Origin of the sequence: Pseudomonas sp. LFS044, from assembly GCF_047978245.1 — a bacterium.
Classification (GTDB): domain Bacteria; phylum Pseudomonadota; class Gammaproteobacteria; order Pseudomonadales; family Pseudomonadaceae; genus Aquipseudomonas.
Genome location: NZ_JBFPFX010000006.1, coordinates 204,417 through 217,492 on the forward strand (window position 1 = coordinate 204,417; position 13,076 = coordinate 217,492).

Here is a 13,076-nt window from a genome sequence, read left to right on the forward strand (position 1 = left end):
CTCAGGCGGCCTGGCGGGCGGTGACGAACGCGGCCAGGGTGGCGACGTTGGTGAAGTGGTTACGGGTGTCCTTGGCGTCGGCATCGATCTTGATGCCGTAGCGTTTCTGCAGGGCCAGGCCCAGCTCCAAAGCGTCGACCGAGTCCAGGCCCAGGCCTTCGCCGAACAGCGGTTGCTGGTCGTCGATGTCCTGCACGCTGATGTCTTCGAGGCCCAGGGCGTCGATGATCAATTGTTTGAGGTCACGGTTGAGGTCTTGTAGTGGCACGCTCATCGGTGGCGAGCTCCTTGATGTAGTACTGGTGCAGGTAGTCGTTGAGTTTGCGCGACGCTTGCGGCGCAGGCCCCTGCGCGGCGAACGCCTGGGGGTCGATATCGGCGCCGACGTTCAACGTGAAATGCACGCGGCGTCTGGGGATGCGGTACCAGGGTTCGTTCTTGGTCAGTGTGGTGGGGCTGACCGTGATCGTTACCGGCGTGATGATTTTCGCACCGCGCAGGGCAATCGCCGCAGCGCCGCGATGAAAGGCCGGCGCCTGGCCGGGCGGTGTGCGCGTGCCTTCAGGGAAAATGATCAGCGACTGGCCCTGGCGCAGCGAGGCTACGGCATTGTCGAGCATGTCCATGCTGCCGTCATTGCCAATGTACTGAGCTTCGCGGATCGGGCCACGGGTAAAGGGGTTGCCGAACAGGCTGTGCTTGACCACGCAGTTGGCGTGGCGCACCAGGCCGATAAGGAACACCACGTCGATCAGCGAAGGGTGGTTGGCGATGATCAGCTGGCCTGGGCGGCCCAGGCGGTCGGCGCCGTCGATTCGATACGTGAGTACGCCAAGGCCGCGCATCAGGCGAATGAAGCGCCAGAACAGCCAACTGATGGTATGGCGGGCACGCTGGCGATGGCGCACCGCGCCGCCAGGCAGGCAGGCCAGCAGGGGGAACACCAGCAGCCCGAGGCACAGGCTGCCCAGGCCGAACACGCAAAAGCTCACGGCGGTGGCCAGCAGGCGCCAGTAATACGCATCGCGAAACCTGCTCACGGCTGTCGTTGCCAGTTCCATGCGCGGCGCTTCCACGAGTGAGTGAAGGTATTCCGCCCATTGAGTGTGGCGTGCAGCCAGCTCAAGGCATGCGGCAGTTCGGTCGGTTGAGCAGACGAGGAGGGCTGGGCTGCCAGGCGCCACTGCGTGCCAGGGGTCAGCAACAGGCCCACCGCGTAGGTGAACGGCACATCATCGATCCATGGCCGGTAAACCTCGGCCGGCAGTTCCTCGGTCACGATCAGCAGTACCGCCGGCGCGCCTTCGGCCAACAGCGCGGCAGCCTCGAGCACACCTTGCTCGAAGCCGTCGCCGGCAGCGGCCAGGGCGGTCATCTCGCTGGTCTCGCCGCGCAGGATCGACCACAGGCCTGGCACTGCGTTGTGAACCGAAAGGCTGAACTGGGTAGGCGACAGCGGCTGCTGCTCGGCCAGTTCGCAGAGCATGGAAAAGGTGCGGGGGGTTTCACCATGACGCGAGACGAATACCAGCGGCAATGCTTCGCGCCCTTCGGCCAGCGGCCAGCCCACGGCGAAGGCCATGCGTGCCAGGTGGCTGAGGCGACGACGCTGCAGGGCCGGCAGGAACGACACGTCCGGCGCCGGCCCGTCGCCCTGAGGGCGCAGGCTGCCTTGCGCCCAGGCCTGCCAGTCGGCAGGCGTCTGCAGGCCTGGGGCCCAGGCGCGCCATTGGCTGATATCGAAGGTGATCACGATGTTTTCTGACTTCCCGCCCTATGGGTTTCCTGCGCAGGGAGCAACGCGAAACCGGGTTGGCGCATTTGCCGAATGGCGCGCGATTATCCCGGTGCCGGGGGTGTGTAGCAAACACAGGTTACATGATTGCCATCAGACAATGGCTATGCCTGAATGCGTCAATATCGGTATCTGCTGTAGGTGATTTCCGATGGACGGTGCGGGACGGTTACTGGTCGCCGTTTGCTTGTGTTGCGGCAAGAGTTGCTGGCCAATGCCGTTGCGCCGCCACATACTCGGGCATTCGTTGATACACGGAGGTCTCTCATGCGGCGCGTGGTGTTCAATCAGAAAGGCGGTGTTGGCAAATCGAGCATCGCTTGCAACCTGGCGGCGGTGAGCGCCAGCGAAGGTTATCGGACCTTGTTGATCGACCTGGATGCCCAGGCCAACTCGACCCAGTACCTGACCGGCCTGACCGGCGATGACATCCCCATGGGCATCGCAGATTTCTTCAAGCAAAGCCTGTCCAGCGGGCCGTTCAGCAAGAAGAACAAGGTCGATATCTACGAAACCCCGTTCGACAACCTGCATGTGGTGACTGCAACGCCAGAGCTGGCCGATTTGCAACCCAAGCTCGAGGCCAAGCACAAGATCAACAAGCTGCGTAAGTTGCTCGACGAGTTGGACGAGGACTATGAACGCATCTACATCGATACGCCGCCTGCGCTTAATTTCTATGCGGTTTCTGCATTGATTGCAGCGGATCGCGTGCTCATTCCCTTTGACTGCGACAGCTTTTCGCGCCAGGCGCTTTATGGCCTGCTGGCTGAAATCGAGGAGTTGAAGGACGACCACAACGAAGACCTGATGGTCGAAGGCATCGTGGTCAACCAGTTCCAGTCCCGCGCCAGCCTGCCGCAGCAGATGCTCGACGAGCTGCTGGCTGAGGGTTTGCCGGTGTTACCGGTGTACCTCAACAGCTCGGTGAAGATGCGCGAGTCGCATCACGCCAGCTTGCCGCTGATCCACCTGGAGCCACGGCACAAGCTGACCCAGCAGTTTGTCGAGTTGCACTCGCTGCTTGAGGAGAATGGCTGACGGCCTGGCTTGGGATCTTCAGCGCCCATGAGATCGAGCGCCGCGCGGGCGGCGCTCGATCTCATGGGCACAGAACAACTCAAGGCATGCACCTCCAAGCCATCACGAAGAACAGCTGATTTCCAGGTGCTTGCCCCATTCCGGCGGCCGTTCGGCGTAGCCCTCCATGCCGGCTTGTTCCTCGAATGGCGTGCTCAGCACCTGATGCAGCCGCCGCACTGCGCTGTAATCCCCCGCTTCAGCCGCTTCGATGGCCTTTTGCGCCAGGTAGTTGCGCAGCACATACAGCGGGTTCACGGCATGCATCCGCTCACGGCGGCCTTCTGCGTTGCCGGTTTCGCGCTCGCAGCGCGCCAGGTAGTCCGCGCCCCAGGCATCGAAGCCGGCCAGGTCGATGAAGTCCTCGCGTACCACCTTCAGCGCTTCGGCGGCCGGCTGCTCGCCCAGCTTGCGGAAGAACAGGTTGTAGTCCACACCACCGCTCTGCATGCGCTGCAGCAGGCGCTCGACCAGCGCCATGTCGTCGTCCTCGGCGGTGGTAAGGCCCAGTCGCCGGCGCATCAAGTCCAGGTAATGCGCCTGGTACAGGGGCAGGAACAGCCCCAGCGCCTCCTTCAATGGCTCGACCTCGATCACCGTGGTCAGTGCCTGGGCCAGGGCGCTCAGGTTCCAGTGGGCGATCGGTACCTGGTTGGCGTAGCTGTAGCGGCCGCGATCATCGGAATGGTTGCAGATGAAATTGGCGTCGAAGTCGTCGAGGAAAGCGTAAGGGCCGAAATCGAAAGTGATGCCCAGGATCGACATGTTGTCGGTGTTCATGACCCCGTGGCAGAACCCGTAGGCCTGCCAACGCGCTATCAGCTCGGCGTTGCGCTCGACGATGGTGCGGAACATGGCCAGGTATGGCTGCTCGGCCGCGCGGCACTCGGGGTAGTGTTGTTCCAGCACATGGTCGATCAGCACACGCTGCTGTTCTGGCTGCTTGGTGTAGTAGAAGTATTCGAAATGGCCAAAGCGCACGTGGCTCTGCGCAACGCGGGTGAGCATGGCGGCACGCTCTTGGGTTTCGCGCCATACCGGGGTGCTGGAGCCGATCACGCACAACGCCCGGCTGCTGGGGATGCCCAGGGCATGCAGGGCTTCGGAGGCAAGGAATTCACGAATCGACGAGCGCAGCACGGCGCGGCCGTCACCCATGCGTGAGTACGGCGTCTGGCCGGCGCCCTTGAGGTGCAGGTCCCAATGCTCGCCCGCTTCGTTGAGCACCTCGGCCAGCAGCAAGCCGCGGCCATCGCCCAGGCGTGGGTTGTATGAGCCGAACTGGTGGCCGGAATAGACCATCGCGCGCGGGTCGGCCTCTTCCCAGAGTTTCTGGCCGCTGAACACTTCAGCGAACAGGGCCGAATCGGCCTGGGTTGGGTCCAGGTCGAGCAAGGCCATGGCCGACTCGCTTGCCACCACCAGGCGCGGCTCTGCGATGGGTTCGGGCAGGACCTGGGTGGAGAACGCATCGCCCAGGCGGGCGAAGCGGTTGTCGAAGGTGAGTTGGTCGAGGGCTTTCACGGGCTGCTCCTGGGGTTCAGCACAGAATAAAGCATTCGAGCCCACTCAGGCCTGTGCAGTGCCATCGGGTTTTGGCTGTTCCACAGGTATCAGCTGCTGCTTGCCACCTTTGGTGTCCATCAGGAACACCTCGACCTGGCGCACCGAGATCTTGATGTCGTGGGCCTTGAACTCGCGGTTGATGTAGCGGTTGATCTCGTCGAGCGTCGGGTTGCGGTCGCCCAGGTCGCGTACGTGCATGCGCAGTTCGTGGTCCAGCGAGCTTTCGCCGAAGTTGAGGAAGTACACGATCGGCTCCGGGTCCTTGAGCACCCTTGGGTTCTCATGGGCGCCCTTGAGCAGCAGGTCGCGCACCAGGTCCAGGTCGGAGCCGTAGTCGATGCCCAGCTTCAACGTCACCCGGGTGACCGTGTCGGTCAGCGACCAGTTGATCAGCTGGCCGGTGATGAAGGTCTTGTTGGGGACGATGATGTCCTTGCGGTCGAAGTCGGTGATGGTGGTGGCGCGGATGCGGATCTTGCTGACCGTACCGGACAGGTTGCCGATGGTGATGGTGTCGCCGATGCGCACCGGGCGCTCGAACAGGATCATGATGCCGGAGATGAAGTTGGCGAAGATCTCCTGCATGCCGAAGCCCAGGCCCACCGACAGCGCTGCTACCAGCCACTGCAGCTTGTCCCAGCTCACCCCCAGGGTCGACAGGGTGCTGACGATACCGATGCCGACGATGGTGTACGACAGCAGCGTGGTAGTGGCGTAGGCGCTGCCTTGGGCCAGGTTCAGGCGTGACAGCACCAGCACTTCAAGCAAGCCGGGCAAGTTGCCGGCCAGGGCAAAGGTAATGCCGACGATCACCAGCGCGCCGAGCAGGTCGCCGAGGCTGATCGGCACCATGCTGGCGGCGCTGCCGGTGCCGCTGGTGTACTCGTACAGGGTGAAGTTGTTGAGGTATGAGAACACCGAGATCAGGTCCGACCATACCCAGTACAGGCCAGCAATGAAGCCGCCGAGCAAGGCCAGGCGGATCAGGCGCAGCGACTGCTGGTTGACCTGCTCGATGTCCAGCGTTGGCTCTTCGGTGATGACTTCGCCATCCAGCCCTTCCTTGGCTGCCGCACGTTTGCTCAGGGCGCGCTGGTAGGCCAGGCGCCGTGCGGCCACCGACAGCCCACGCACGAACGCGGCCTCGATCACCAGCCAGAACATCAGCAGGTACAGGGTGTAGATGAGGCGGTCGGTGAGCTTGAGCGCGGTGTAGTAGTAGCCGAAGCACACCGCCACGAACAAGGCGATCGGCAAGGCGGTGAAGGCGACCCCGACGGCCCTGCGGAATAATGAGGTGTCGCGGTGCGCCGGGCTGCTGGCCAGCAGGCGGCTGAGCAACCAGGCCATCAGGGCATAGCAGGTGAGCACCACGCCGATACCCAGCACGTCCTCGGCAAGCGCCGAAGGCTGATGTTCAGCCACCGCCACTACGCCGACCAGAGCCAGCACCACGGTGCCCAGCCGGCGTACCCAGCCTCGCAGGAACTCGACCTGCGGCTTGTGCCAGCGGAAGTGGATCTCCGCCACGCCGCCGGGGGCAAGGATGCGATAGGCGGTATAGAACACCAGCCAGGCCTGCGCCAGCTGCCACAGTGCAGCGCCCAGGTTGGCGTTCTGCCCGCGGGCGTCGATCTGCAGGGCGTAGCTGCACAGCGCCAGGCCGAGGCTCACCGGCATCGCCAAGAGAATGTTGATCAGGATGGCCTGCGGCGTGTGCCACTGGCTGTCACGGCGGAAATGGCCGATGTCCTGGTGCACCTTGCTCAGCCGCTGGTACAGGTATTTGCGGCGCCACAGCAGGGCGCCGATCACCAGCAGCAAGGGCAGGAACAGCAAGGGGCGCTGGCTCAGGCCGTCGCCCAGCTCCTTGAGGCCCGAGCCCCAGGGCAGGTCGGCTACCTGTTTGGCAAAGCGTTCCGGGACATATTTCAACCAGTCCCAGTCCAGCGGCTTGTTGCTGGGGATCCAGAACATCTGCTCGTCGAGGGTGGTGCGCAGGCCTTGCGCGGTGCCGAGCAGCTGCTTCTGGTTGAGCTGCAGGGTGATCGATTCGTTGAGCAGCGCCGACAGTTCACGGTTCAGGCGTTCGAGCAGGTCGCTGCGGGTAATCGCCACTTCCAGCAGGGCTTTGCGCAGGGCAGGGGTGACGTCTTCCTGCGGCTGGCTGGCCAGCAGCTTGTCGACATAGGTCACCGGGCTGCTCATCTGCTCGCGCTGCTGGTTGATCTCGAACTGGTACAGGCGGATATCGGCAATCTGGTCAGCCAGGTCGCGGTCGAGCTTCAGGTGCGGCAGCGCCTGCTTTTGTTTGTAGAGGATCTTCGACAGCAGCAGGCTGCCCTTGAGCACGCTGATTTGCTCGTCCAGCGCCTGGTCTGCCTGGGTCAGGCTGTCGAGCTGCTGTTTGGTGCGCAGGTTCTGCTGGGTCAGCTCGTTGAGGCGGTCGGTGCTCTTGAGCAGGTAATCGGACAGCTTCAGGTTGGCCGCGCTTTCACTGGCCAGCAGGCTGCTGCCGCCGGCTTTCTGGGCTTCGATCGACTGTTGGGTGACCGTCTGCTGCGATTGCGCCAGGCGCTTTTCGTTGATCAGCGTCTGCAGGTCCTGGATTTCCTGTTCCAGGCGGGCGGCGCGTTCGACCAGCAGGTCATGGCGGGCATTGCCGAGGTCTTGCAGCAGGCCGTTGCCGGCCAGTTCCTGGCGGCGTAGCAGGGTCACCGCGTTGATTGAGGCCAGTTCGGCAGCAAGCTGGTTGCGCTGGTCGGCATTGATCGATTTGCCGCCGTCCTTGCCGCTTTTGAGGATGTTGTTGATCTGCTGGCTGCGCGTCTGGTTGTTGCTGATTTCAGCCTGGGCGCGTTCGGGGCGTGTCTGCGAATTGATGATCAGGCTGTTGGCATCCGACAGCGCCTTTTGCAGCTCGCCCTGCTGGGTGTTGCGCTCGCTGAGCATCTGCTCCAGCTGCGGCACGTTGAGGCTGGCGTAGCGCTGGGCGACCGGTTGCGGTTTGCTGTCCTTGAGCTTGGCCAGCTCCTTTTGGCTGTCGCTGGTCTCTTTCGGCGCGCCGGCCAGCTGCTGCTTGAGCGCAGCCAGCTTCTTCTCGCTGTCTTCCTTGTTGGCGAGCAGGCTCAGCGTCTGTTCGAGTACCTGTTGCAAAGCCTTCTGATCGGCTTCGGGCAGCTTGCGTTCGGCGATCTTGTCGAGGCTGTGCTGGATGCTGGCAGCGGTAGGTGCTTCGGCGGCGGTAGCCGCGAACGAAAGGGACAGACACAGCCCGAACAGGGCTGTGCGAAGGTACACGCGCAGGGACATAGGCAGACTACTTGTGGATCAGGCGGTAACGGAGTTTAGAGGAACAATCCTGGTCCGGGTCGCGTTCCTTCGGGGAATCTGACGCCCACTTTCTGGATCTTGTTCCCGTCCATGGTCGCCACGGTCCAGATCGTGCCGTGCCATTCGACCTGGTCGCCTACTACTGGAGCGCCTCCGACCTTCTGTCGGATGAACTGCGCCAGCGGCATTTTCGCGTCCAGGCCGTCGAGTTTCAGGCCGTAAAGCGCAGCCACAGCACCCAGTTCAGCATCGCCTTCGAGCACGAAGTCGCCGAAGAAGCGCAGGTCCAGGCCGCGCTGCGGCGCCTGGCTGAACAGCTTGCCCAATGCCGGCAGGTTGTGTTCGTGGCCGATTACGCAAAGCATGTCGCCCACCTCGAGCACGGTACTGCCCGAGGGGTGCAGCAACTGCTCGCCACGGAACAGCGCAGCGATACGGGTGCCCTCGGGCATCTTCAGCTCGCGCAGGGCGGCGCCGATGCACCACTTTTCCGCACCCAGGCGGTAGACGAACAGCTCCCACTCGCTGGTGATGTGCACCTCAAGCGCAGAGCGCGAAATGGGCGCAGGGTCCGGCGGTACCGTGACCTTCAGCAGCTTGGCCATCCAGGGCAGGCTGGTGCCCTGCACCAGCAGCGAAACCAGCACGATGAAGAACGCCAGGTTGAAGAACAGCTGCGCGTCTGGCAGCCCGGCCATCAGCGGGAACACTGCCAGAATGATCGGTACCGCACCGCGCAGCCCTACCCAGGAAATGAAGCCTTTTTCGCGGCCGTGGAAGGCCTTGAACGGCAGCAGGGCGGCTACCACCGACAACGGCCGGGCAATCAGGATCATCCACAGCGCCAGGCCCAGCGCCGGCAGGGCGATGGGCAGCAAATCGTGCGGGGTGACCAGCAGCCCCAGCACCAGGAACATGCCGATCTGTGCCAGCCAGGCCATGCCGTCGAGCATGTGCAGGATGCCGTGGCGGCTGCGGATCGGTTTGTTGCCCAGCACCAGGCCGCACAGGTAAACGGCGAGGAAGCCGCTGCCATGCAGGGCGTTGGTCAGCGAGAACACCACCAGGCCACCGGCGACCACCAGGATCGGGTACAGGCCGCCGGCCAGGTTGATCCGGTTGACCAGCTGCAGCATCAGCCAGCCGCCGCCCAGGCCGAGCAGGCCACCGATGCCGAATTCGCGCAGCAGGTGGGTCAGCAGGCTCCAGTGCAGGCCGGTCTGGCCGCTGGCGATCATGTCGATCAACGTGACCGTGAGGAATACGGCCATCGGGTCGTTGCTGCCCGATTCGATTTCCAGCGTGGCGGTAACCCGTTCGTTCAGGCCTTTGCCGCCGAGCAGCGAGAACACCGCCGCAGCGTCGGTGGAGCCGACGATCGCGCCGATCAGCAGGCCCTGTATCAGGCTGAGGTTGAACAACCAGGCGGCAACCAGGCCGGTGAGGGCGGTGGTGATCATCACCCCTACCGTGGCCAGCGAAAGGGCCGGCCACAAGGCCACGCGGAAGCTGGCCACCCGCGTGCGCAGGCCGCCGTCCAGCAGGATCACTGCAAGTGCCAGGTTGCCCACCAGATAGGCGGTCGGGTAGTTGTTGAAGATGATGCCGCCACCGTCCACGCCGGCGACCATGCCGACGGCCAGGATGATGACCAGGATCGGGATGCCCAGGCGCGACGACAGCGAACTGACCAGGATACTTGCGCCCACCAGCAATGCGCCGATCAAGAACAGGCTGTTGATGGTGCTTGCATCCAAAGGCAGGTACTCCGGGACAGCGCGGGGAAAAGGGACTTGCTGGAAAGGTCTAGCAGGTCGCGTGCCAATCGATTCTAACCTGATGAATTGGCAGCATGTAAAGCGTTTCTGCAGATGTAGAAAAGGCACCGCGGTGGGTGCCTTTTCTTGTGTTGCGTATGCGCGCCCCATCGCCGGCAAGCCGGCTCCCACAGGATGATCACAGGCCAGAGGGCGGCGCTGTACCTGTGGGAGCCGGCTTGCCGACGATGAGGCCGGTGCTGATCAGCCCTGCTTCACTTCACGCATCGGCTTGCCCTTCACCGGCGCACCGTTGGCCACGTAGTACTTGGCGGTGCTGCGCGGTAGTGGCTTGCGGCCACGGATCTTGTCCGAAATCTTCTCGGCAATCATGATCGTGGTGGCGTTGAGGTTGCCGGTGATGATGATCGGCATGATCGAGGCATCGACCACACGCAGGCCCTGCATACCGTGCACGCGGCCTTCGCCATCGACCACCGCCATGTCGTCGGTGCCCATCTTGCACGAGCAGGACGGGTGGAAGGCGGTTTCGGCGTGCTCGCGGATGAACTTGTCCAGCTGCTCGTCGGTTTGCACATCGGCGCCCGGGCTGATCTCGCGGCCACGGTAGGGGTCCAGCGCTGGCTGGGCCATGATTTCCCGGGTCAGGCGGATACCGTCACGGAACTCCTGCCAGTCCTGCTCGGTGGCCATGTAGTTGAACAGGATGCTCGGGTGCTGGCGCGGGTCCTTGGACTTGGCCTGGATGCGGCCACGGCTTGGCGAACGCATCGAGCCCATGTGCGCCTGGAAGCCATGCTCCTTCACGCCATTGGAACCGTTGTAATTGATCGCTACCGGCAGGAAGTGGTACTGGATGTTCGGCCACTCGAATTCAGGGCGGGTACGGATGAAACCACCGGCCTCGAACTGGTTGCTGGCGCCGATGCCTGTGCCGTTGAACAGCCACTCGGCACCAATGGCCGGCTGGTTCCACCACAGCAGCGACGGGTACAGCGACACCGGCTGGGTGCAGGCGTACTGCAGGTACAACTCGAGGTGGTCCTGCAGGTTTTCGCCGACGCCCGGCAGGTCGTGCACAACCGGGATGTCGAGGCTTTCCAGCAGGGCGCGCGGGCCCACACCGGAGCGCTGCAGCAGTTGCGGCGAAGCGATGGCGCCGGAGCTGACGATCACTTCCTTGCGGGCACGGGCTTCGACGCGCTCTTCGCTGTCGCCAACCAGGTAGGTCACACCAACGGCGCGCTTGCCGTCGAACAGTACGCGGTCGCTCAGGGCGTGGGTGACGATGGTCAGGTTAGGGCGCTTCTTGGCCTGGTCCAGGTAACCGCGTGCGGTGCTGGAACGGCGACCGTTCTTGGTCACCGAACGGTCCATCGGGCCGAAACCTTCCTGCTGGTAGCCGTTCAGGTCTTCGGTGCGTGGGTAACCGGCCTGTACGCCGGCCTCGACCATGGCGTGGAACAGCGGGTTGTTGCCGGCCTTTGGCGTAGCAACGCTGACCGGGCCTTCGCCGCCGTGGTAGTCGTTGGGGCCGATGTCACGGGTTTCCGCTTTGCGGAAGTACGGCAGGCAGTCAAGGTAGGCCCAGTCTTCCAGGCCTGGCAGTTCTGCCCAGCCGTCGAAGTCCATGGCGTTACCGCGGATGTAGCACATGCCGTTGATCAGCGAAGAGCCACCCAGGCCCTTGCCGCGGCCACATTCCATGCGGCGGCCGTCCATGTGCGGCTCTGGGTCGGTCTCGTAGGCCCAGTTGTAGCGGCGGCCCTGCAGCGGGAAGGCCAGTGCGGCTGGCATCTGGGTGCGGAAGTCGAAGCGGTAGTCGGGGCCACCGGCTTCGAGCAGCAGTACGGTGACGCTGGCGTCTTCGGTCAGGCGGGTGGCCAGGGTGTTACCGGCGGAGCCGGCACCGACGATGATGTAATCGAATTCTTGGGACATGTAAGTACCCTCGTTTGCGGTGTGATCAGGGAGCGGAAACGCCCGTGCGCAATGGCACGGGCGTGGCTAGACAGGGTTTAGAAAACCGAGTTGTAGCCGCCCAGCTCGACCTGGACCGACTTGATGCGAGTGTATTGAGCCAGCGAGCTGACGCCGTTTTCACGGCCCACGCCCGACTGCTTGTAGCCACCAACCGGCATTTCGGCCGGCGATTCACCCCAGGCGTTGATCCAGCAGATGCCGGCTTCAAGCTTGTGGATGATGCGGTGGGCGCGGGTGATGTCGTTGGTGCACACGCCAGCGGCCAGGCCGTAATCGGTGTCGTTGGCGCGGCGGATGACTTCTTCTTCGGTTTCGTAGCTCAGGATGCTCATCACTGGGCCGAAGATCTCTTCCTTGACGATGGTCATGTCGTCGGTGCAGTCGGTGAATACGGTCGGGGCCACGAAGGCGCCCTTGGCCAGATCACCTTCGGTCAGACGCTCGCCACCGCACAGTACGCGGGCACCTTCTTCCTTACCCTTGGCGATGTAGCCCAGCACGCTTTCCATGTGCTGGAAGCTGACCAGCGGGCCGAAGTTGGTGTTTTCGTCTTCAGGGTTGCCAATACGGATGCGCGCTACGCGCTCGGCGATCTTGGCTTCGAAGGCGGCTTTCATCTCGGCAGGGATGAACACGCGGGTGCCGTTGGTGCAGACCTGGCCGGAGCTGTAGAAGTTGGCCATCATGGCGATGTCGGCGGCCTTGTCCAGGTCGGCGTCGGCGCAGATGATCAGTGGCGACTTGCCGCCCAGTTCCATGGTGACTTCCTTGAGCGAGGAGCTCGAGGCGCTGGCCATGACTTTCTTGCCGGTGGTGGTGCCGCCGGTGAAGGAGACTTTCTCGATGCGCGGGTGCTCGGTCAGCCAGGTGCCGACTTCGCGGCCGCTGCCGGTCAGCACGTTGAACACGCCGTCCGGCAGGCCGGCTTCGGTGTAGATCTCGGCGAGTTTCAGGGTGGTCAGCGAGGTGACTTCCGAAGGCTTGAAGATCATCGCGTTGCCGGCAGCCAGGGCTGGAGCGGATTTCCACAGGGCGATCTGGATCGGGTAGTTCCAGGCGCCGATACCGACGGTCACACCCAGCGGCTCGCGGCGGGTGTAGACGAAGGAGCTTTCACGCAGCGGGATCTGCTCGCCTTCGATGGCCGGTACCAGGCCTGCGTAGTACTCCAGCACGTCGGCGCCGGTGACGATGTCGACGTAGCGGGTTTCCGAGTACGACTTGCCGGTGTCCAGGGTTTCCAGCTGGGCCAGTTCGTCGTTGCGCTCGCGCAGGATGTCGACGGCACGGCGCAGGATGCGCGAACGCTGCATGGCGGTCATCGCGGCCCAGATTTTCTGGCCGCGCTCGGCGCTTTCGACGGCTTTTTCGACGTCGGCCTGAGTGGCGCGCTGCACATGGGCGAGGACTTCGCCGGTGGCCGGGTTGATGGCTTCGAAGGTGGCGTCGGTGCCAGCGTCGACATAACCGCCATCAATGTAGAGTTTTTGCGTTCCGAAACGGGCCATAGTGTCCTCGCAAGTGCAGTGTGTGGTTGGCTT

Annotated in this window: 9 protein-coding genes; 1 reads left to right on the forward strand and 8 read right to left on the reverse strand. The window is 63.5% G+C overall.

The genetic code is table 11. The features are described 5' to 3' along the window. Position 1: 1 nt before the first annotated feature. Genes ACNQPL_RS07375 through ACNQPL_RS07385 form a run of 3 tightly spaced genes read right to left on the reverse strand, consistent with a single transcriptional unit; the run spans position 2 to position 1,753 of the window. The gene (locus ACNQPL_RS07375; protein WP_346614130.1) at positions 2-274 is read right to left on the reverse strand and encodes a phosphopantetheine-binding protein; all 273 of its coding nucleotides are present in this window, start codon (positions 272-274) and stop codon (positions 2-4) included. Beyond that, positions 243-1,061, reverse strand: coding sequence for a lysophospholipid acyltransferase family protein (locus ACNQPL_RS07380; RefSeq protein ID WP_346614129.1), 819 nt, complete (start codon positions 1,059-1,061; stop codon positions 243-245). The genes ACNQPL_RS07375 and ACNQPL_RS07380 overlap by 32 nt, the downstream gene beginning before the upstream one ends. Next, positions 1,037-1,753, reverse strand: a complete 717-nt coding sequence (locus tag ACNQPL_RS07385; RefSeq protein ID WP_346614128.1) for a beta-ketoacyl synthase chain length factor — start codon at positions 1,751-1,753, stop codon at positions 1,037-1,039. The genes ACNQPL_RS07380 and ACNQPL_RS07385 overlap by 25 nt, the downstream gene beginning before the upstream one ends. A gap of 309 nt (positions 1,754-2,062) precedes the next feature. Between ACNQPL_RS07385 and ACNQPL_RS07390 the strand changes: the two genes are divergently transcribed. Next, positions 2,063-2,836 carry a ParA family protein gene (locus tag ACNQPL_RS07390; protein WP_346614127.1) on the forward strand — a complete coding sequence of 258 codons (774 nt, stop codon included), beginning with the start codon at positions 2,063-2,065 and terminating at the stop codon, positions 2,834-2,836. A gap of 102 nt (positions 2,837-2,938) precedes the next feature. On the opposite strand, the gene selO is transcribed toward ACNQPL_RS07390, so the two are convergent. The 5 genes from selO to betB all read right to left on the reverse strand — a co-directional run bounded on the left by selO (position 2,939) and on the right by betB (position 13,043). After that, positions 2,939-4,399, reverse strand: coding sequence for a protein adenylyltransferase SelO (gene selO / locus ACNQPL_RS07395; RefSeq protein WP_416466324.1), 1,461 nt, complete (start codon positions 4,397-4,399; stop codon positions 2,939-2,941). A 45-nt stretch (positions 4,400-4,444) separates the two neighbouring features. Next, positions 4,445-7,753: a mechanosensitive channel MscK gene (gene mscK / locus ACNQPL_RS07400; RefSeq protein ID WP_346614125.1), complete on the reverse strand. Its 3,309-nt coding sequence runs from the start codon at positions 7,751-7,753 to the stop codon at positions 4,445-4,447. A gap of 35 nt (positions 7,754-7,788) precedes the next feature. Then, entirely contained in the window at positions 7,789-9,531 is a 1,743-nt protein-coding gene (locus ACNQPL_RS07405; protein WP_346614124.1) for a potassium/proton antiporter, read from the reverse strand. A gap of 264 nt (positions 9,532-9,795) precedes the next feature. Continuing rightward, a complete protein-coding gene (gene betA, locus ACNQPL_RS07410; protein WP_416466325.1) occupies positions 9,796-11,493 on the reverse strand; it encodes a choline dehydrogenase in 1,698 nt (565 codons plus the stop codon). 77 nt (positions 11,494-11,570) lie between these two features. Continuing rightward, positions 11,571-13,043: a betaine-aldehyde dehydrogenase gene (gene betB, locus ACNQPL_RS07415; protein WP_346614122.1), complete on the reverse strand. Its 1,473-nt coding sequence runs from the start codon at positions 13,041-13,043 to the stop codon at positions 11,571-11,573. Positions 13,044-13,076: the final 33 nt, after the last annotated feature.

Excerpts from the sequence above, each read along its gene's own strand:
- ACNQPL_RS07390 (WP_346614127.1), top strand. The coding sequence starts at position 2,063 with ATGCGGCGCGTGGTGTTCAATCAGAAAGGCGGTGTTGGCAAATCGAGC.
- ACNQPL_RS07380 (WP_346614129.1), bottom strand. The coding sequence starts at position 1,061 with ATGGAACTGGCAACGACAGCCGTGAGCAGGTTTCGCGATGCGTATTAC.
- betB (WP_346614122.1), bottom strand. The coding sequence starts at position 13,043 with ATGGCCCGTTTCGGAACGCAAAAACTCTACATTGATGGCGGTTATGTC.
- betA (WP_416466325.1), bottom strand. The coding sequence starts at position 11,493 with ATGTCCCAAGAATTCGATTACATCATCGTCGGTGCCGGCTCCGCCGGT.
- ACNQPL_RS07375 (WP_346614130.1), bottom strand. The coding sequence starts at position 274 with ATGAGCGTGCCACTACAAGACCTCAACCGTGACCTCAAACAATTGATC.
- mscK (WP_346614125.1), bottom strand. The coding sequence starts at position 7,753 with ATGTCCCTGCGCGTGTACCTTCGCACAGCCCTGTTCGGGCTGTGTCTG.